The 18,144-nt window shown below is 53.6% G+C and carries 17 protein-coding genes; 10 read left to right on the top strand and 7 right to left on the bottom strand.

Annotated features, from left to right (window positions below; genetic code table 11):
- Positions 1–33 precede the first annotated feature (33 nt).
- Entirely contained in the window at positions 34–1,440 is a 1,407-nt protein-coding gene (locus H4684_RS14555; RefSeq protein WP_092191885.1) for an aspartate kinase, read from the top strand.
- Between the two features lie 243 nt (positions 1,441–1,683).
- On the opposite strand, the gene H4684_RS14550 is transcribed toward H4684_RS14555, so the two are convergent.
- A complete protein-coding gene (locus tag H4684_RS14550; RefSeq protein ID WP_192624303.1) occupies positions 1,684–1,944 on the bottom strand; it encodes a hypothetical protein in 261 nt (86 codons plus the stop codon).
- 873 nt (positions 1,945–2,817) lie between these two features.
- Here H4684_RS14550 and H4684_RS14545 point away from each other — a divergent pair.
- The 4 genes from H4684_RS14545 to H4684_RS14530 all read left to right on the top strand — a co-directional run bounded on the left by H4684_RS14545 (position 2,818) and on the right by H4684_RS14530 (position 5,614).
- On the top strand, positions 2,818–3,273 hold the full coding sequence (locus H4684_RS14545; protein WP_192624302.1) for a tetratricopeptide repeat protein: 456 nt from the start codon (positions 2,818–2,820) through the stop codon (positions 3,271–3,273).
- A 275-nt stretch (positions 3,274–3,548) separates the two neighbouring features.
- Positions 3,549–3,773, top strand: a complete 225-nt coding sequence (locus H4684_RS14540) for a type II toxin-antitoxin system HicB family antitoxin (RefSeq protein WP_192624301.1) — start codon at positions 3,549–3,551, stop codon at positions 3,771–3,773.
- Between the two features lie 18 nt (positions 3,774–3,791).
- Positions 3,792–3,899, top strand: coding sequence for a toxin-antitoxin system HicB family antitoxin (locus tag H4684_RS21270; RefSeq protein WP_407644773.1), 108 nt, complete (start codon positions 3,792–3,794; stop codon positions 3,897–3,899).
- A gap of 494 nt (positions 3,900–4,393) precedes the next feature.
- Positions 4,394–5,614, top strand: coding sequence for an ADP-ribosylglycohydrolase family protein (locus H4684_RS14530; RefSeq protein WP_225940458.1), 1,221 nt, complete (start codon positions 4,394–4,396; stop codon positions 5,612–5,614).
- 360 nt (positions 5,615–5,974) lie between these two features.
- On the opposite strand, the gene H4684_RS14525 is transcribed toward H4684_RS14530, so the two are convergent.
- Entirely contained in the window at positions 5,975–6,376 is a 402-nt protein-coding gene (locus H4684_RS14525; RefSeq protein ID WP_092191893.1) for a GFA family protein, read from the bottom strand.
- Between the two features lie 409 nt (positions 6,377–6,785).
- On the opposite strand from H4684_RS14525, the gene H4684_RS14520 reads away from it, so the two are divergent.
- From H4684_RS14520 to H4684_RS14500, 5 genes are all read left to right on the top strand, one after another.
- Entirely contained in the window at positions 6,786–7,727 is a 942-nt protein-coding gene (locus H4684_RS14520) for an HNH endonuclease (RefSeq protein ID WP_192624300.1), read from the top strand.
- Positions 7,728–7,985: 258 nt separating this feature from the next.
- Complete coding sequence (locus tag H4684_RS14515) at positions 7,986–8,513, top strand: hypothetical protein (RefSeq protein ID WP_192624299.1); 528 nt, start codon at positions 7,986–7,988, stop codon at positions 8,511–8,513.
- A 407-nt stretch (positions 8,514–8,920) separates the two neighbouring features.
- The gene (locus H4684_RS14510) at positions 8,921–10,504 is read left to right on the top strand and encodes a nuclease-related domain-containing protein (RefSeq protein WP_192624298.1); all 1,584 of its coding nucleotides are present in this window, start codon (positions 8,921–8,923) and stop codon (positions 10,502–10,504) included.
- A gap of 192 nt (positions 10,505–10,696) precedes the next feature.
- On the top strand, positions 10,697–11,428 hold the full coding sequence (locus tag H4684_RS14505) for a DUF3883 domain-containing protein (RefSeq protein WP_225940457.1): 732 nt from the start codon (positions 10,697–10,699) through the stop codon (positions 11,426–11,428).
- A gap of 269 nt (positions 11,429–11,697) precedes the next feature.
- On the top strand, positions 11,698–13,194 hold the full coding sequence (locus H4684_RS14500) for an ATP-binding protein (RefSeq protein ID WP_192624297.1): 1,497 nt from the start codon (positions 11,698–11,700) through the stop codon (positions 13,192–13,194).
- A gap of 126 nt (positions 13,195–13,320) precedes the next feature.
- On the opposite strand, the gene H4684_RS14495 is transcribed toward H4684_RS14500, so the two are convergent.
- From H4684_RS14495 to H4684_RS21015, 5 genes are all read right to left on the bottom strand, one after another.
- Positions 13,321–13,782 carry a hypothetical protein gene (locus H4684_RS14495; RefSeq protein WP_192624296.1) on the bottom strand — a complete coding sequence of 154 codons (462 nt, stop codon included), beginning with the start codon at positions 13,780–13,782 and terminating at the stop codon, positions 13,321–13,323.
- Positions 13,779–15,092 carry a vWA domain-containing protein gene (locus H4684_RS14490; protein ID WP_192624295.1) on the bottom strand — a complete coding sequence of 438 codons (1,314 nt, stop codon included), beginning with the start codon at positions 15,090–15,092 and terminating at the stop codon, positions 13,779–13,781. The genes H4684_RS14495 and H4684_RS14490 overlap by 4 nt, the downstream gene beginning before the upstream one ends.
- On the bottom strand, positions 15,089–16,078 hold the full coding sequence (locus H4684_RS14485; protein ID WP_192624294.1) for an AAA family ATPase: 990 nt from the start codon (positions 16,076–16,078) through the stop codon (positions 15,089–15,091). Before H4684_RS14485 ends, H4684_RS14490 begins: the two co-directional genes overlap by 4 nt.
- Before the next feature lie 99 nt (positions 16,079–16,177).
- Complete coding sequence (locus H4684_RS14480; RefSeq protein WP_192624293.1) at positions 16,178–17,386, bottom strand: DUF2325 domain-containing protein; 1,209 nt, start codon at positions 17,384–17,386, stop codon at positions 16,178–16,180.
- A gap of 482 nt (positions 17,387–17,868) precedes the next feature.
- Complete coding sequence (locus H4684_RS21015; RefSeq protein WP_264080958.1) at positions 17,869–17,997, bottom strand: hypothetical protein; 129 nt, start codon at positions 17,995–17,997, stop codon at positions 17,869–17,871.
- Positions 17,998–18,144 lie beyond the last annotated feature (147 nt).

The raw sequence follows: 18,144 nt of genomic DNA, 5'->3' as shown, positions 1-18,144 counted from the left end.
GCCCGTCAACATCACTTCAGTCCGGGAAAGTCCATGAAAGCTAAAGTTCGTGTTGAAAAGATCGGCGGAACATCCATGTCGCGGTTCCCGCAAATCATCGACAATATCATTCTTCGCAATCCTGCCGACATCTTTGGCCGGATCTACATTGTCTCCGCCTACGGAGGAGTCACCAACGAGCTGCTGGAGCACAAGAAAACCGGGCAGCCCGGCATTTACCAGCTCTTCCGGCAGCAGGAAAATTACGCCAGGAAGATGCTCGCCCTGCGCGACACCCTCTTCGAGCTGAACAAGACCTTCGTGCCCGCGGGACTCGACTTGGCCGCCGCCAATGAGTTCGTCGACGACCACATCGATCTGGCCATAAACATCCTGCGCAGCATGGATAACGTGCTGGCCTCGGGCTACGTTTCACGCACGGCCCTGTTCCTGGCGGCGCGCGAGCTGCTGGCGTCCCTGGGCGAAATGCACAGCGCCTTCAACTCCGCCAACATCCTGCAAAATCGCGGCTACGATGCCACCTTCGTGGACCTGAGCGGCTGGGAAGACAGCAGGCAGCTGACCATCGACGAGCGCATCAGGGCCAGCTTCGAAGGCATCGATCCCTTCTCGACCATCTGCTTCGCCACCGGCTACACCAAGGGCACCGAAGGCATCATGCGCGAATTCGACCGGGGCTATTCCGAGGTCACGTTCTCCAAGGTCGCGGTGATCCTGGGCGCGAGCGAAGCCATAATCCACAAGGAATATCACCTCTGTTCCGGCGACCCCGTGCTCATCGGCGAGGAAAACATCCACCCGGTCTGCAACACCAACTTCGACGTGGCCGACCAGTTGGCCGACGTAGGCATGGAGGCCATCCATCCCAAGGCGTCCAAACCGCTGGAAGTCAACGATATCCCCATCCGGATCAAGAACGCCTTTGATCCCGACCACAGCGGCACGCTCATCACCAAGGATTTCATCGCACCCGAGTCCATGGTCGAGATCGTGACCGGCTCCGAGAAGGTCACCTGCCTGGAAGTGCACGACACGCGCATGGTCGGCGAGGTCGGCTTTGACCTGCGCATCCTGCAGGTGCTGGCCAAGCATGACATTTCCTATATCAGCAAGGCCACCAACGCCAACACCATCGGCATGATCATCAATGATCGCGACTGCCGCCCCGAGATGATCGCCGAATTGCAAGACAGGTTCGAGCAGATCACCCTTCAGAAGGTGGCCATCGTCTGCGCCATCGGCTCCAACATCGGACAGCCCGGAATCATGGCCAAGGCGGCCAGCGCGCTGGCAACCGACGGGATCAACATCCTGGCCGTCTCGCAGACCGCCCGCCAGACCAACATGCAGTTCGTGGTCGAACGCAGCCAGTTCGCCAAGGCGCAGGTTGCGCTGCACAAGGCTCTGTGCATGACTGGCCCGAGGGCCTGCGCCGGTTGATTGCCGTTTTTGCTTCACCACAACTAACTGAAAAAATTCAAAATTCGCAGGCCGTTCAAAAATGGCGAGATGCAAGGAAGCGAAAAAATCCAGGGCGCGCAGTGTATTTGGCATACATAAGCGGTCTGGATTATTCCGCTGACGCAGCAGATTGCCGTTTTTGGACGGCCTGACAAGCACGAATCCCCGGGACAGCCGTCTGCCCCGGGGATTCGTGTTTGTACTGCGCCTTACAACGAAATTTCACTTCAACAGAAAATTGAGCTCATTCTTTGTCAGTAAACTCTTGTAGCGCCCCGCCCCTTCCCTGCCCTTCTTGATCGGTTCATTGAGCGCTTTGCTCTGTTGCGACAAAACCTGCTTCACGGCTTCGCGAAACCGCTCATGACGCAACAACTCGGCATCGGGAACGACCATCACGTAAGGTTTCTGGCCTGATTGGAGTTTCGAATCATCATCTGTGCAGCCTTCAACATCCTGCATTGGTTCCTGATCCGTGTTCATGGCAAGTCCTGGATAAAAAGTTTTTCCGCTTTATTTCAGAACAGAGTTCACTACAAAAAGCCGTTAGTCCCTTCAAAAAAAAACCCGCGCCTTTTTAACCACCAAGAAAACGCTTCGATTTCCGCCTTCGCTGACATTGCGTCCAGGTTCTCTCACGGCTTTTTGCATCTTCCCCATAACATATTGAAAATATGTATCGGAAAGCATGTGCATGTCTCTATTAAATGCGTTCAACATAATTTGAGAATCAGCCTGAAATAAATAAACATAACTAACTATTTTGAAAAATTATGTATACTCAACTTAACAAACAAAGACACTTTGAATTTCGTTTGGCGGAAAAACAAATCTGTTTTTAAAAATAAATACCTACGTATTAAATTCATTTATGAAAAATATATGTAGGTATTTTTATTTGTTGGAAGAAAATTAGTTATTAGTGTTTACTTTTTTATAAAATTTCATACATATAAACACGTATAAAAGAGCTCGAATCGCCAAATTTAAGAATTTAAATCATTAAAAAATTAAGCATGTTATTAAATTATAATCATTAGAATACATAAAAAATATTAAATACGGTTTAATTAATAACACCAAATGACGATCAAATAAATACTAATCGGTATTTTTGGTCAATCCAGGAAAAACTGGAAACATTGCGTCCCGCAAAAAACAACAACGTACGTACATACACAAGGAGGAAACATGAAAAACTCCACCCTACTCATTTGCCTGGTTACTCTCGCATTCCTGACTCTCGTCGGCCCGATCATGTGCCGAGCCGGGGAGTTCCATGCGAAAGATCAGGCATCGTTTGCATCGCCTGACGTAAAAAATGCGCGCATGGCGGCAACACAGGCAAGTCAAAACATGAAAGTCGAACAAGGATCGCAAGAAGGACAAAACCTTGCAGGAGCCATCGCATCATTCACCAAAGCCGCAAATCAGGCTCCCGATTCGGCGGATGCCCATTTTGCGCTGGGAGAGGCTCTGGCCAGGGCCGAGCACTTTCAGGAGGCTCTTGTCAGATACACCCTGGCGGTCACCCTGGACCCAAACCACGCCAAGGCGCTTTACGGCCGCTCGCAGCTCTGCCGTCGCATGGCGCTGCACGCACAAGCCTACAAGGACTTGAGCCAGCTGATAAACCTCAGGCCGGGAGTCGCCGATTATCACTATCAGCGCGGCACTGTTCTCTTGAAGCTCAAAAACATCACCGAAGCCTACCGCGATTTCCAGCGAGCCTACGAACTGGACAAAAAATATCCCAAACCCACCCTGTTGTGGGACAAGGAAAAAGAGACCGTGGCCACAAAACGCGTATGAAAAGTGGTGGTTCAAAAACAATTGCCTCGGATTCCGAGGCTTTTTCTTGCCGAAGCTCCTCCTGCGGCGATCATCGTCGTGCCCTGGGAAAATGGAACCAACTGGCAGGATTAAACTCGAAGGGACAGGCGTAGCGTTGGGGGAAGTGAGTAGATTGGCGGGCAGGAATTTACTCATCTAGGCTTGGTTTGGAATTGGGAACAATGAGCTATCTTCACGTTAACAGAGGCATCAATCGGGCTCGGCCCTGACAGACAAAAAATGGGAGTAACACCATGAACAGTCCAATGGCATATAACGGATATTCTGCTCTTATTGAATTTGACAATGAATGCGAGTTATTACGAGGAGAGATACTGGATATTAACGACACGATCACTTTTTATGCAAAATCTGTCGATGATCTAAAAGAAGCGATGAAGGATGCGATAGATGACTATATTGACCATTGTGCAGCGCTTGGCAAGACACCAGAAAAACCATACTGTGAAAAAATTTAAATTCGAATGACATCTTAATTGCATAGAACTGTTTCAAATGCAGCGACAATGCGCGGAAAGAGCATTAATTCTTTTGTTGTCGAGTGTATTGAAAAAGAAATCTCTGGGAAAAATAAGGTCATTTAAAAATCACGATTCAATTGGACCAGATTGAGATCAAAGAAGTCGGGACACATTACGTACAAGTCAATTTACAAGAAGGCGACAGCGAACCTTGTTTTGGACATAAGTATCCAATATCGTGGTGCCTACCAGGCGCAGTCGACGCAAGTGCTCCAGTTCAGTCAGCACGTCCACCAACGGCGAGTCAAAGGCGGGGTTGAGCAGGCTCAAATCATAATGGCGAAATGTTGGCATGTTGAAGGGGTTAAATTATTATCTTGAATTTGCTGTTTTTCCTTTAAGGAAGACAGAGTGTTAATTCAAGCATCAAAATTAAGTATCTCGAAAAATGAATGCCGACAAGTTGAATTCATGCTGAAGAACGCTGACCACGTTTATCCCCCGCCCGGCCATGTTCGCTCTTACCCTCTCTTGTTGCTCGGCATGATCAGTCGACGACCCGCAAAGCGTGGCTCGCGTCTTGGACATATTCCGACTCCTGCATACTCTGGGCGACGATGCCTCTCACTGGAATCGGTGACGACCATCTATCCATGGCAGGCACCATGGACATCAAGGCGGAGGTCGTGCAGGATGTTCCCATGGAACCAACGCAAAACCACCGCCCTGCGCCATCCGTATCCCTGCAGCGGGCGTCGGCGGCCCTCGCCTCGCTCTTTGTCGGCGACTCCCTGGCCATGCCGGTGCACTGGTACTACAATACCGCCGATATCGAACGCGCCTTTCCCGGCGGCATCAAAGACCTTGAAGCCGCGCCGGAATTCCACCCCTCATCGATCATGTCGCTCCATTCCACCCGGCGTGGCGGACGGTCGGGGCAGGACCAAGGCCAGCCAGGTTCTCCGGAGATCATCGGATCGGTCATCCTCAAGGGCCGGCGACACCTCTGGGGCCAGGCCAACCGGCACTATCACCATGGCATGCAAGCCGGCGACAACACCCTCAACGCCCACTGCGCCCGGGTGCTCATGCGTTCCATCATCGAGAACGACGGCCGCTACAGCCGCGACCACTTCCTGCAGTCCTACATCGAGTTCATGACCGCCGACCCGCCCCGGCACCGGGACACCTACGCCGAATCGTACCACCGCGGCTTCTTTGCCAACCTCGTCGCCGGAAAGCCTCCCCATAAATGCGGCGCACGGACCCACGACACCCCGTCCATGGGCGGGCTGGTCACCATCGGCCCCCTGGCCATCAGCGAACTGCTGCAGGGAACCGCATTGACCACGGTGCAGGCGACCTGCCGGGAGCACCTCTTCCTGACCCACCCGGACGAGTCGTTGGGCCGCATCTGCGACGGGTATGTCGCCCTTGTCGCCGGCCTGCTGCTGCGCGAGGCGGACGAGTCCCCTGACCGCCATCTGCTGGAGGCAGCCCGCACAACCATGGGCCTTGATCTCGCGCAGATGGCCGAACGCGCCCGGACAGACCGGGATATCGTCGGCGGCAGGTATTCCACCGCATGCTACATCAGCGATTCATGGCCCAGCCTTCTGTTCCTGGCGTTCAAATACCGCACCGATCTCAAGGCCGCCCTGCTGGCCAACACCAACCTGGGCGGCGAAAACGCCCATCGCGGCGCGGTGCTCGGAGGCATTGTCGGCCTGTCGTGCGGCATGACAGTCGATGACTGGTTTGAACGACTCGTGGACCATCAGGCCATACAGGCGGAAATGGCGGCCTTGCTTTCCCCCTTTTGCACGACCGGGCCCTGAGTGAGCCTTCGTGTTGTTCAGGCTTCCCTCACGCAAACGCGGCACGCGCCAGAAACGTGCGCATCCGTATGCGAAACAGTCGAAGACTTCTCCCCCGACTAAGGGAAGCTCGAACCCTACCTACCCGGCTCCTGCACGCCCTGGGCGACGACACCTGCTCACCAAAATGGCTGAAGATCATCTACCGCTCCATGGCAGGCACCAATTACGCTTCAAAACCAGGTTGATGGCCTGAACTAACTTGCTGATACTTATTCACAAAGCTCGACGCTTAATTCCACTTTTGTGCGCATTGGAAGTCCGACGAGCCATCTGGACGGCCTGAGCCATTACTCCAGGATGGAAGAAGGACGAAACGGGTTACTCAGGCAGTTCCTCAAAAGTGGGAAGCATTTCCATCCCCTTGTCCCAATTGGCTTTACGGGAAACGAAGATATGGGCCGTGGGCGGAATTGGGGCATCGCAGTCGAGACTGCCCGCTGGGAGCACCAGCAGCTTGCCGTCCATTTGGATGTTCGGCAAGGCAGAGCCGCATTCGGCACAGAAACTCTTTATGTGACCTGTATTGTTGAAGTTGAAGGTCTTCACCAGGTTCTCGCCCGATAGCCAGCGTAGATTCGCCGTGGACGAAAACAGGTTGGCCGCATGGGCCGACCCGGTATCCTTGCGGCACCGTTCGCAATGGCACAAATAGAAACTCTCGAATTCGCCTTCGACCTCGAAGGCGACCTTGCCGCACAGACACGATCCCACATAATTCACGCTTACACCTCCACGTTTCGCGTCGTTCTTTGGACGACGGCGCTACAGCTCCGTTCGCCCACATTCAAACCTGGACAACACTACGCCCGAACACATCTGTCGCCAATATGGAAAAAACCTGAACCGTGAGGCCCCCCAAATATTGAAGGTTCGCAGTTTCCCGGCAGGTCAGGGGGCGAAATCACCCCCTTTGACAATGATAAATACTCCACGGATTGCGCTGATGAACGCAGATTATCACCTTGTCGAATTCAAGGATCAATTTCCTGACGCCGGGAAATTGATCGTAAGGGGGAGGAACGGTTCAAAACTGCACCAATCTTGCCTCGGCTGTCATCATGAGCATGAAAAGTTGCTGAAGTTCATGATCCGCTACTGACATTTCCTACCATGGGCGCTAAAAGGCCCCATGCTTAACCCGCCCTTCACGTTCCCATCCATCAGGCAGGATACCAACAGAAGCACTTGGACGGAGGAAACCCTTGGCCGGGCGCCGTACAAGCCTTTCCTGCTCCTGGCCGTGCTCGACCTCATGGATGCTGGCAGGATCACGGAAAATCGGATCGTGCCTGACGAAGACCTGACCGACGCGTTCATGCTCTACTGGAACGCCATCCTGCCCGACCGCCTGCGCCCGAGCATCCATCTGCCCTTCTTCTATCTGCAGACGGACGGTTTCTGGGTACTGCACCCTCTTCCCGGCAAGATGCTGCCCGCAACCGAACCGTCTTCCTGGAAGAACGTGCGGGAGCGATACGCCTTCGCTTCCCTGGACGAGGCAGCCTTCGAACTACTCCAAAACCCGCTGACCCGCGCAACGGCCCGACTGGAACTGATCCGCCGATGCTTCGTGCCATCCTTGGAAAAGCCCCTGCTCGATCTGGCCAAGACCCAGGTCTCGGCTTTCAATTATGCCGCCAAACTCCTCCGGGAAACTCCGGCGGCCTACGAAAAGCCGGTGGAAAAGCCCGTCCGCGACCAGGCGTTCCGCAGGGTCATCGTCAAAGTCTACGACCACCGCTGCGCCCTGTGCGGCATCCGCATCATCTCACCGGATAGCCGCACCGTGGTGGACGCCGCCCACATCAAGGACTGGGCCGTGTCCCACGACGATAGCCCCACCAACGGCCTGGCCCTGTGCAAGCTCTGCCACTGGACCTTCGACAGCGGCCTGGTGGGTTTCGACGACGACTACCGCGTCATTGTCGCCCGTTCGATAACCCGCGACGGCAACCTTCCCGGACATATCCAGCAGTTTGCGCACCGACCCATGATCCTGCCGGATAGGGAGTGCTACTACCCTGCAACGGAGAATCTGGAGTGGCATCGGCATCGTTTCAAACTCGATTGAGCCGATGTTTTTATCATAATCAGCGACACATTTATGAAATTTCAATGCATCATACTTATTTAATTCGTTAATTAAAATAGTTATTAGATTTACTCAGTGAGTAATATGAACCATCTGGAGATATGGAATAAATTCTGTCTCGTTCAACAAGTTGCCCAAAATGGCGTACCTCTGTTTGACACATTCGATAAAAAATTTGTCTCAACGGACACAATTGGCCGCTCTCGACCGAGACAGGTACTTCGGCGGAGCATTCAAATGGAAACCCTTGTTCTGGCTGAATCTGATATTCTAATTGATGACTGGAAATCCGGACGCGGGGAATACGACGGTCTAATTTATCTCATGTACACCATTAGCAACCACGATGATGTAATCCCGTTATACATCGGAAAAGCTGAGAGTATTGGAAAAAATGGCGGAAATCTTTCTGCAAATATTGCTAACCTACACCGAGACAAATCAAAATTCGCACGATGGGGAGATGGTTACGCTTACCACATAGGTGACTTGAGTGCTGTCGCTGTGCTTGATCATCCGCGCGAAAAGGTAACATCCAAGTATACCAATTGGGCTTCTCGACTCTTTGAAGAATTTCCAAGACAATACCCCAAACTAAAAATTCCTGTTCATTTTTGGGCCAAGGCTTGGCGGAGTTCTGAAGTCGGCATATGGAATAATTTCGGACCAACACGCCTCACATTTCTAGAATATCTCATGATCGGAGTTGCAAGCTCTGCATACCCGGAGTCTCTGCTGAACAGAGAGGGACAAAATAGGTCTTAAGCTGACAAGAAAGCGGCTACCCCACCGGGTTGGCATGAGAATCAGGGTATATCCGAGGCTAAAAACCACAGTCGCGGACATCTTCGACAGATTCTAGACACCTCTCAAGGCCGCTCAGCGAAAGCTGGACGGCCAAATTTGATGCCAGATCCGGACATCGTCCCAACAGCCTGAAACGATGTCCACTATTCAAGACGAAAAAGCCCCAAGGAAGGCGTATTAGAAACACTCTGTTTCGCCTCGCGTCTGACAAACGCTATTTTTCGACACGAATTCAATAACACCGTTCAACATGTCTTACATCCTATAATTCTTGACACTCTTGCGCAGGTGAGGCTTATCAGAATGGCTGCAATAAAATGCGCAGTATATTTCAGATGCTCATGCATCAGGCGGGTGAGGAGAAAATGGCTCAGGTCTATGGATCAGCGGGCAAAAGTGCTTTTGCCATGGGGGAAACTCGATACCAGGACCTGATCTCCCGCATCGTCCTGCCCATGCTGTCCTTTCTGTTGCTACTTCCTGTCGGATACTATCTGCTCACACGTGGCCACCTTTTCTGGAGTGCGGTGGTCGCTGTCATCTATGTCGTCTCCATCGAGTCGCTTGAAGAAACCGGAATCAAGCTCAAAAAACGCATTTCCCACGCCGACACAGGCGCCAAAGCTGAACAAGCCGTCGCCGACGCCCTTCAGGAACTCCCTGACGATTACTACGTCTTCCATGACCTCGAATTCCCTGGTTTCAACATCGACCATGTTGTCCTCGGCCCCAACGGCATCTTTTTGGTTGAGACCAAAAGCCAGAAAGGGAACATAACTCAGGAACACGACGTCTTGCTTAGAAACGGACGCAAATTCTTCAAGGATTTTTTGAAGCAGTGCTGGAGCCAAGCCTACTCGCTCCGGGATCACCTGAACGCAGAGAGACTGCGCGGACTGTCGATCAAGCCAATCCTTTGCTTCTCGCGGGGATTCGTTGAAATTCGAGGGCCGGTGCGGGGCGTGGCCGTGCTCAATGTCGGCTACCTGCGGCCGTATATTCTTTCGCAGCGCGGGAGTCTTCCGGTCCAGGCGAGGGATCAAATCATCCCCCTGCTGGCCGCTGCGTTGTCCAACCAGGCAGCGCAACCCAGCCCAATGGTCCTTCAGTCCCAGACCGGCGGCATTATCTGTCCGAAATGCTTTCATGAACGCACACAAAACGATGATCTGCACTTTAGCGCGGGCGAATGCCCGAAATGCGGCGTCATCTACGCCCGCGCCCAGACGAATTCACCTCACGGCAGCACGTCCTCCCAGGCGGCAGCCCCCAAGGACTTAACCACGACATTGCAAGCCCTTCTTTCCGACCAGGATTCGCAACACAAACAATCGTCAACCCAACAAACTAAGTGGACTGCGCTGACGCTCAAATTAGCAGCATGCGCTCTGGCCGCCCTCCTTTTGATCGGTGCCTTCAAAACCATTCAGGCCACAGTGACCAGCATTTTCAGCCGCACACAAACGCAAACCAAGCAGGCCCCAGCAAAGCCTATCCCAGATGGACAGCAATCAATTCAACCCGCAACATTTCCACTAACTCACGCGGTATCGTCGGACAATTCTGCAAAGACGATCGCTTTCGTCTTTGAGGAAGATCGAGGACAGAATGTGATACTGCTTTTCTTCGACAACAAGGCCAAGACCCTCGCCTTGCGGGCCTGCGTTCGTGCGAATGAAAAATTGACTACGACGCTCCCGCGTACCGACTTGGGCTACGTCATCGTCACCGGCCCGACCTGGCAGGGCTACGAAGACTTATTTGGCCCACAATCAGAGGCGAAAAAAGCCCTTATTACCTTGAGTTCTCAGACGAAAGAGGGCAACGTCACGTCCATTCATGCGACGTCGAGTATGTTCGTTCAAAAGGGAGCCCAAAGCCCACTTCCTGAAACAAAAGCGTGGGTTAAAGCGGCCTTCAAGAATGCTGGCGAGTTCATGAAGATATGATTCGACGAAAATTAACGTCAACTCGGCCAAACCTTATGTTTGAACTCATATTTTTGTGAGGCTTCTATAGTGCCTATCACTAACCACTGGTCATACTCAGAAGTCGAAAATACAGTAGATTCCTACTTCAGCATGCTTCGACTAGAGCTGTCTGCTTGTAAATACAATAAGACCAAGCATCGAAGAACTCTAATGATGAAATTAAACAATCGTTCTGCTGCCTCAGTGGAACTCAAGCATCAGAATATTAGCGCGGTTTTGATTGAGATGGGAATTCCATACATCAATGGCTACAAACCTCGCTTTAACTACCAGCGATCTTTGCTTCCAGACGCAGTGGTCAATTATCTCAAATCTAACCCGGAGATCCAGACATTATTCGATACTGACTCACTCGCAACTCCTTCATTTCCAACTGTTGAAGACTTTCTTTCTGCTTTGGAAGATCCACCCGTATCAGAAGGAAAAAAAATTCCAAATTTTTCCGAACCACGGGCAATCTACAATCCGGGAGGCATCAACTACTTGGAACAGGAAGCACGAAATAGGTCTCTCGGAGAAACTGGCGAAAAATTTGTCATCAATTATGAACGCGCCCGGTTGATACACGCAGGGAATGAATCCCTAGCTGATCGTGTAGAGCAAGTGTCCGTAACCATTGGACCACATGCCGGATTTGACATACGATCTTTCGAGAATAACGGCTCAGACCGCTTTATCGAAGCAAAAACGACCAAGTATGGCAAGAATACTCCTTTTTTTGTTACGCCCAATGAACTCAATTTTTCAAGAGAGCACTCTTCTAAATATTATTTATACCGCGTTTTTAATTTTCGAGAGACTCCCCGAATGTTTACACTATATGGCTATATTGAAAATCGATGCGTACTTGAGCCGTCCGAGTTCATCGCGAGGCTGACATAAAGCAATAATTTCCAGAAAGACAAAGAAAAAGCACAAAGAAACAGGTGCTTAACGCCATTTTATTAACACCAAAACATTTTAGAAATATAAACAAAGAATAAAACCTTGAATCTGATAATTTGAAGTCATGTTTATTTCAGAAGTGGCAAAAATTTCATTTTATGGCGATAATACTATATATCCAGGAAATCCTGTTACAGATCCGAAGCTGAATTGTACAAGGTTAAGAACCTGAAAAAAAATCTGGCGAAGTACAGGCAACACAAAACATGAAAAGAATAGACTCTCTCACCTTAGACTTACCTGCGGACGCCTCGTATATCCCCGTTGCGACCTTTGCAGCCAGGCACTGCGCACAGAGGATCGGCTTTTCGGACGAGGACGTCGAAAGGATTTGCCTGGCCATGGAGGAGGCATGCGTGCATGCCTTTGAATTCGGTTACGGAGGCGACAGGGAGACGCTAAAAATTACGATCTCCCGCACGTCTCTGGGCATCCGCTTGGCGACCACATTCCACGGCCTGCCCTTGAACGTCGAGCTGCTGCCCAAGTACGATCCGGCCAGAGCCCTGGAATACGGCGATGTCACGGGCATAAGCCTCCTTCTCATCGAGAGGATGCTCGACAGCGCATCCTTTTCTTCTGGTCCTGACGGTCTACGAACTGTATCCATGGACAAGCACCTCCCGGCGCACATCGCTGCCGATACTGCACAAGCTGCGAGACCCTTGGAACCAGATGACAGCGCAGATCCAATCCTCCGCCAGGCGCTGCCGGAAGATGCCGAAGCCATATCCCGCCTGGCCTTTCAATCTCATGGGAATGTCCTGTTCACTGAAAACATCTACTACCCTGACCGTGTCCGGGAAATGATTCGTTCCGAAGAAATGACCTCGGTTGTGCTGGAGACTGCGAGCAGGCGCGAGATTGTTGGCCATGGGGCGCTCGTCAAAAGCGCTCCGGAGGCTCATGTCGAAGAAATGACGTTCGGGATTATGAATCCGGGCTTCAGGTCCCGGGGCGGCGCGACCGCCATGGCGAACTTCTTGGAGAGGAACGCTGTGGAGCGTGGAGTATACGCCATCGAGGTGTTTGCCGTGACCAGCCATGTCCATTCGCAGCGATCAGTTCTGAGCAACGGATTTTTAGAATCCGGACTGCTCTTGGACACAAGCTCCGCGTCCCGTTCCTGGGTGGACAGTGAAGCTGGCAGGCCGCGAATTGGGAATGTGATTTACATCAAATACCTCAAAGGTATTGCCGCAAAAGTACTTCATGTCCCTGATCGTCATCGGCAGATTGTCGAGCGTATATATGCGCAGCACGGCTTTGTGGTAAATATGGAAGACAGTCTCCCAAACGATTTTGCTCCAGGTGGCGAGACGACCCTGTGGAGCACACTCGATATAGTGGAAGGATGGGCCATGATCGGCATAGATGGATATGGACGTGACGTACTGGCTCAGGTGTCTGAAAGAGTGCGACACGCCTGCGCACAGGGAATCACGGCAATCCAGATGGCCCTCCCGCTTGAGGACCCGGCCACCAGGACGATGACCTCAGCTTTTGAGGACATGGGATTCTTCTTCGCCGGGGCTTGTCCAGTATATGACCGCAAGGAGTATCTCATCCTCCAGTTTATCAATTCCCCACAAACAGAATACGAAACCATAAACGTACAATCGGACTTTGCTCACGAGATCAAACAATACGTCATGTCGTGTGACCCACGTGCAAAACCTCAAATCCGGAATCAGGTCTCATAGACTCAGGAATGAATAAATCTGCGGGACGACTGAGTCTCTGAGACCAAGAATAAAATGAATATAGAATTTCTGAAACGTTAGATAAAATTGAAATAAAAAAGAAGAGGGACTTCATGAATTCTCTCTTTAACGGTTCACGGCTCTGAGGATTCGCTGGGCCGCATAGGCAGGAGCAACGCTTTTGCGCATGCTCGAAGACATTTCCATACTGCCGTTCAGATTCAAAGGGGCGCTATCAACGGCACGGAACAATTCGCGCTCAAAGGCTTCGCGCAGCAGAGCGAAGGATTCCTCCACTTCAGGGTACGCATTGCTTTCACGCCAAGGCAGCTTTAAAGTATGAGATGAACTTCCGTCCTTGTGGGAAGGGGTCATGAGCAGATACCAGTCCGACGGAATCCACTCTCCCCTCTCATTCTGTCCCGGCCAGCAATAGCTCCAGCTCGACTCGGGCGGCTTTGGAATGACGCTTTGCACCCGCACGGCGGGCAGGCAGAGACCGCGCTCGAACTCATTCAGAGTAACGGTATAGTGCAGAAGGGGGCGATAATTGCCGCGCTTTTTTTCGATCTTCCATTCGATGTTCACAAGGCGTGCTCCATGACCACGACCTCCCCGAAAGGGGGCGGGGTCTGCGGTTCCTTTGCAGTCACCCACAGCACGGGGTAACCGGGTTCCTCGGGGTAGCGGTTGCATTGCAGGTCCGTGAAATAGATCAGGCAAGCCGGGACTTCGCCCTCCTTCTCGATAAGCTCGAAGGGCGGGCAAAAATCCGTGCCGCCTCCTCCGCCGGCGCTGAGCCGCAATGGCAGATCATGACGGCTCATGCGCCGGGAGGCGGTCACGTTCACGTCGCAGGTCATCACGCAGAGCTCGGTATCGAATTCCTCCAGCACGCACGAGAGCTCCCCCGCGAAACTGTTCAGAGCCTCCTCTGCGATACTGCCCGAGACATCCACGGCTACGGCGATGCGGGCCAGCTCGGGGTTGTCCAGCCCGGGCAGATAGAGCCCGGCATGGATGAATCGCCGATTGGGGCGGACCCAGGAAAAGTCGTTACGCGCCGACTCGGTCACGAAACGGCGCAACAGTTCCCTCCATCCGAGGCGGGGCTCAAGGGTGGAGTCCAGCAAACGCTCCAGTGCGCCGGGCATGTTGCCGGCCTCCCTGGCAACGCGCGCGGCCTGGGCCACGGCCATGCGCCACTCGTCCTCCTGGTCGGGACCGTCCCCGTCATTGGCGGAACCCATTGCCTGGGCCGGAGCGTCCCGCACTTCCCCGGATTGTCCGGGATCGGCGTTGTCGCCGCTGCCCGCGCTTTGCCCGCCGCCACCGCCAGCCGGGGTCAGGCCGGGCGAGCGATTCTCGGGCCGACCGCCGGAAGCAGCACTGTCGCGACCTCCCAGGCTCCTGTCGCCGCCTGCCGCTGCGTCCATGTCCTCGTCGGACTCGGCATCCTGCTCGGCCCCGCTCTGTGCTCCACCCCGGACCTCGTCCATCTCCGCCAGCAGATTCTCATAGATGGCGTCGGCGCTCTTGCCGTGATGCGCGGGGTCGTCGAGATAGCCGTCCGGCAGCTCAAGACCGGCATCGAGAAGAATGGGATTGATGGCATAGTCGCACGCCTTGTTCCAGAGTCTGGAATCTCGATTCCCACGCCGCGTATGATGCGAGCAGGCCAGATGAAGCACCTCGTGGCACTGCATGCCCTTGACTCGGGCCAGGGACTGAGCCTCTATGTACGCGGGGTTGAAGGCCATGATACGCCCGTCGGACCAGGCCGTGGCGCATCCGTCATCCTCGCGCAGCTCCAGCCGCAAGGCCAGAGTGGCAAAAAAAGGGTGGTCCAGGATGAGCTCGGCCCGGGCCTTGATCATCTTCCATTCGGCCGGACTCATGCGGTGACCAATACGTCGCTGTTGGCGCAGGCCCAGATCTGGAACGCGTCGGTCTCGACGATGTCCGGATCCGTTCCGGCGGCATCGCGCATGAGCAACACGCCAAACTCCACCGGCAGGCGTGACGCAAGGACGGCCAGGCTGTTCATGGTCAGTTCCGAAGCCCTGCGGGCCAGAGCCTCGCACATGGCGTACAGAACCGCCGGATCACCAGGCAACGCCACTCCGCCAGGATCCGCCAGCACCTGCTCCACATCGGGCATGAGGCTATGAACCTTGAGAAATCCCATGCATTCCGCCGCCGCGGCCTCGCCCACCGCTCCCTTGAGCAGATCGCGCAGCGTGTTCCAGCGGGTTCCTGCACCCAGAATACGGGACACGAACTCCCAGGACCTGGGCGAGGGAAATGCCTTCTCCGCCCGCGTCGGATCAAAAGAATGCAGGAGTTTGGGGCGGAAGCGCAGAAAGTGGCAAAGCCGAGCGTCGATACCCGCCCCTTCAGCCCAGGCCAGCCAGTCGTCCAGATCAGGCTCAAAATCCAGATGTACCAAGCGGTTGGCCAGGGCCGTGGGCATGCGATGGGTTACGGAGCGGTCCGACTCCCTGTTCCCGGCGGCGATGACGGTCCAGCCGTCGGGCAAGGTGTATTCCCCGAGCTTGCGGTCCAGGATGAGCTGGTAGCAGGCAGCCTGCACCAGGGGCGGGGCTGTGTTGAGTTCGTCGAGGAAGAGAACTCCCCGGCCCTGACGAGGGAGGAATGACGGTGGGCACCAGATCGCATTGCCGTTATCGTCTATGCGCGGGATGCCGCGCAGATCCACGGGATCGAGGAGCACGGCGCGAACATCCACCAGTTCAAGGCCGAGCCTTTTCGCGGCCTGAGCCACGACCTGACTTTTGCCCACTCCGGGCGCGCCCCACAGAAACACGGGCTGCTGGACATGGATCAGGGTTTCAAGAGCATTCATGACGGACGATGGCTTCATTATTCTTCAACCTTGCTGATTTGGATATGATTTCAATTGATCAATGTTTCACGGAGACTGATAGCAACAAAAAGAACGTGATAGGCGAACAGGACGATCTCAATTCGCACCATGCAGTTCCTCCATGGTGCGGGCTACGGCACTCAGGCTGAAATTGCTGAGCATGTGCACGGGCTTCTTGAACTTCTTGCCCAGGTTCTTGACCTTCAGGCACGCGCCGTGGCTGTTGCAGTTGACCGGACACAAGACCAGGTCCGCCCGCTGCACGCTGTTTTCAAGCCCCTTGCAACCCGACTTCATATGACCGGCGTGATATTCGAACACGCCGCCGCGCTCCTCGATAAGCTTGCGGTAGGACTTTTCCATGCGCTCAATGCCGCCGACGATGAGCACCCGTTTCCTGCACAAGTCATAGGACGGGCATTGCGGGGTGCAATCAACGCGCCCGCAGTCGCTGCCCGAACAGGATTTTGGTGCACTCTCCTCCTTTGCCAGGTGAGACAGAAATTCGTCCTGCAAACGGTGCTTTTCCCTTTGCGCCGTGCGCAACGCCTTGCGCAAGTCCTCAAGCTCGCGGTCCTTGACGGCCAACTCCTGCTCAAGACGCTCCAGGCGAGCGGCAAAACGGTCATGTTCGGGGTCACTGCCCGTGTCCATGTTCGCGGCAGTCTGCTCGACGGGTTCCGCTCGACGCTCCTGCTCCAGCATGGCCTGAGTACTGGACAAGGCCCGGCGCAAGCGGGAGTTCTCCGAGCGCAGAACGACGTTCTGCTTTTCTGCATCGCGCTTGTCGGAGCGCGCAGCGCAATGGTTCCGCTCGGCAACCGCAAGGGATGCCTTGAGCGTTCCGTAGGCCTTGACGTGCTCGTGCATGCTCATGTGCATTGTGCCGAAAACCTCCACCAGCCCGACATGGCTGAGGGGGCGCACCGCTGCCGCCCAGAGCATTCCGGCGTAATCTCCCCGGGCAAGACTGCCACGCCAATGGTCCAAAAACTCCTCTTCGGACATGGACAGATACGTGGAGTTGGCGGCTTCGTATTTGCGGGACAGAAGACTTTCGAGCTTTCGGGACAGAGGGTTTTCCGCATCCATGGTGGACACGACCATCTCGTGCACGGCAAAATCGGATTTTGCATGCACCCCAGCCCCGACCTTGCGGCAAAGCGATCGCTGCTCGGAAATGCTCAGACACATGCCCACCACCGGACATCTGAAAACCTGATCGATTTCCCAGACTTTCCTGCGCCGGGGAACCGTCACCCCGGTCGTCTCTCCTCCCTGCAATCCATCCATGAACATGTTCATTCCAGACCTCCCGATTCTTGACAGGGCCAGCCCTGCGATTGTGCACTCATCTTGGCGACAGTGCGTTCTGAGCCCTCGCAAAATTTGATATTCTTAAATATTTTTTTCATATTTATATTAAAAACTGATTAATATTAACAATTTAAATGAATAAATAAAATATAATAATTAGTCATATCTAATTAACTGGGCAAATAGGCGTTTCCCTTCGATCCTGTCAAGATCGTGGAAGCCAAATTTCAGCACACGAAGAAGATTGCGATACTGGCATGCAAGCCTCGAAGTTACAGCCTGGCCCATCGATCCGTTTCAAAAACTCCGGCGGAGCAAAGACGCCTTTCCCCGAACTGATCAGCACCCCGGCGGGAACAAGCTCCTATAAAGCTGCCAGAAGCAAGGACTGGGTCGTGGCCACCTGATCAACATGACGCCCGAACACTTCTGTCGGCAGTATGGAAAAAACCTGAACCGTGGGGAAACCCTCAAGAATTGAGTGGTCCGAAGTTTCCCGGCAGGTCACGCCCTTCCTCGCCGAAAAGGTCTTCAGGCTTCTTATCGTCCGCCAAGAGGGGGTCGATCAGGTCGACGGGAAGTGTCTTGCGTGCGGTCATGTCGTCTCCTTGTGGGGGGGGGCGATTCTCGACAACTGACCGTTTACACAAAACCTGAATCCGTGAATAAGTGTTGCCAACGTTGTTGGCTCGAAATTTCAACCATATTTTTCGAAAATCCAGGCGACTTTCGACCTAAAAATTTTC

Origin of the sequence: Desulfomicrobium macestii, from assembly GCF_014873765.1 — a bacterium.
GTDB classification, from domain to species: domain Bacteria; phylum Desulfobacterota; class Desulfovibrionia; order Desulfovibrionales; family Desulfomicrobiaceae; genus Desulfomicrobium; species Desulfomicrobium macestii.
The sequence above is the reverse complement of the archived record's forward strand: the minus strand, read 5'-3'. Positions and strand labels throughout refer to the sequence as shown.

Bases quoted from the DNA above. Each gene is read 5' to 3' on its own strand.
- H4684_RS14555 (WP_092191885.1), top strand. From the start codon at position 34: ATGAAAGCTAAAGTTCGTGTTGAAAAGATCGGCGGAACATCCATGTCG.
- H4684_RS14550 (WP_192624303.1), bottom strand. From the start codon at position 1,944: ATGAACACGGATCAGGAACCAATGCAGGATGTTGAAGGCTGCACAGAT.
- H4684_RS14545 (WP_192624302.1), top strand. From the start codon at position 2,818: ATGAAAGTCGAACAAGGATCGCAAGAAGGACAAAACCTTGCAGGAGCC.
- H4684_RS14540 (WP_192624301.1), top strand. From the start codon at position 3,549: ATGAACAGTCCAATGGCATATAACGGATATTCTGCTCTTATTGAATTT.
- H4684_RS14530 (WP_225940458.1), top strand. From the start codon at position 4,394: ATGCCTCTCACTGGAATCGGTGACGACCATCTATCCATGGCAGGCACC.
- H4684_RS14520 (WP_192624300.1), top strand. From the start codon at position 6,786: ATGCTTAACCCGCCCTTCACGTTCCCATCCATCAGGCAGGATACCAAC.
- H4684_RS14515 (WP_192624299.1), top strand. From the start codon at position 7,986: ATGGAAACCCTTGTTCTGGCTGAATCTGATATTCTAATTGATGACTGG.
- H4684_RS14510 (WP_192624298.1), top strand. From the start codon at position 8,921: ATGGCTCAGGTCTATGGATCAGCGGGCAAAAGTGCTTTTGCCATGGGG.
- H4684_RS14505 (WP_225940457.1), top strand. From the start codon at position 10,697: ATGATGAAATTAAACAATCGTTCTGCTGCCTCAGTGGAACTCAAGCAT.
- H4684_RS14500 (WP_192624297.1), top strand. From the start codon at position 11,698: ATGAAAAGAATAGACTCTCTCACCTTAGACTTACCTGCGGACGCCTCG.
- H4684_RS14490 (WP_192624295.1), bottom strand. From the start codon at position 15,092: ATGAGTCCGGCCGAATGGAAGATGATCAAGGCCCGGGCCGAGCTCATC.
- H4684_RS14485 (WP_192624294.1), bottom strand. From the start codon at position 16,078: ATGAAGCCATCGTCCGTCATGAATGCTCTTGAAACCCTGATCCATGTC.
- H4684_RS14480 (WP_192624293.1), bottom strand. From the start codon at position 17,386: ATGAACATGTTCATGGATGGATTGCAGGGAGGAGAGACGACCGGGGTG.
- H4684_RS21015 (WP_264080958.1), bottom strand. From the start codon at position 17,997: ATGACCGCACGCAAGACACTTCCCGTCGACCTGATCGACCCCCTCTTG.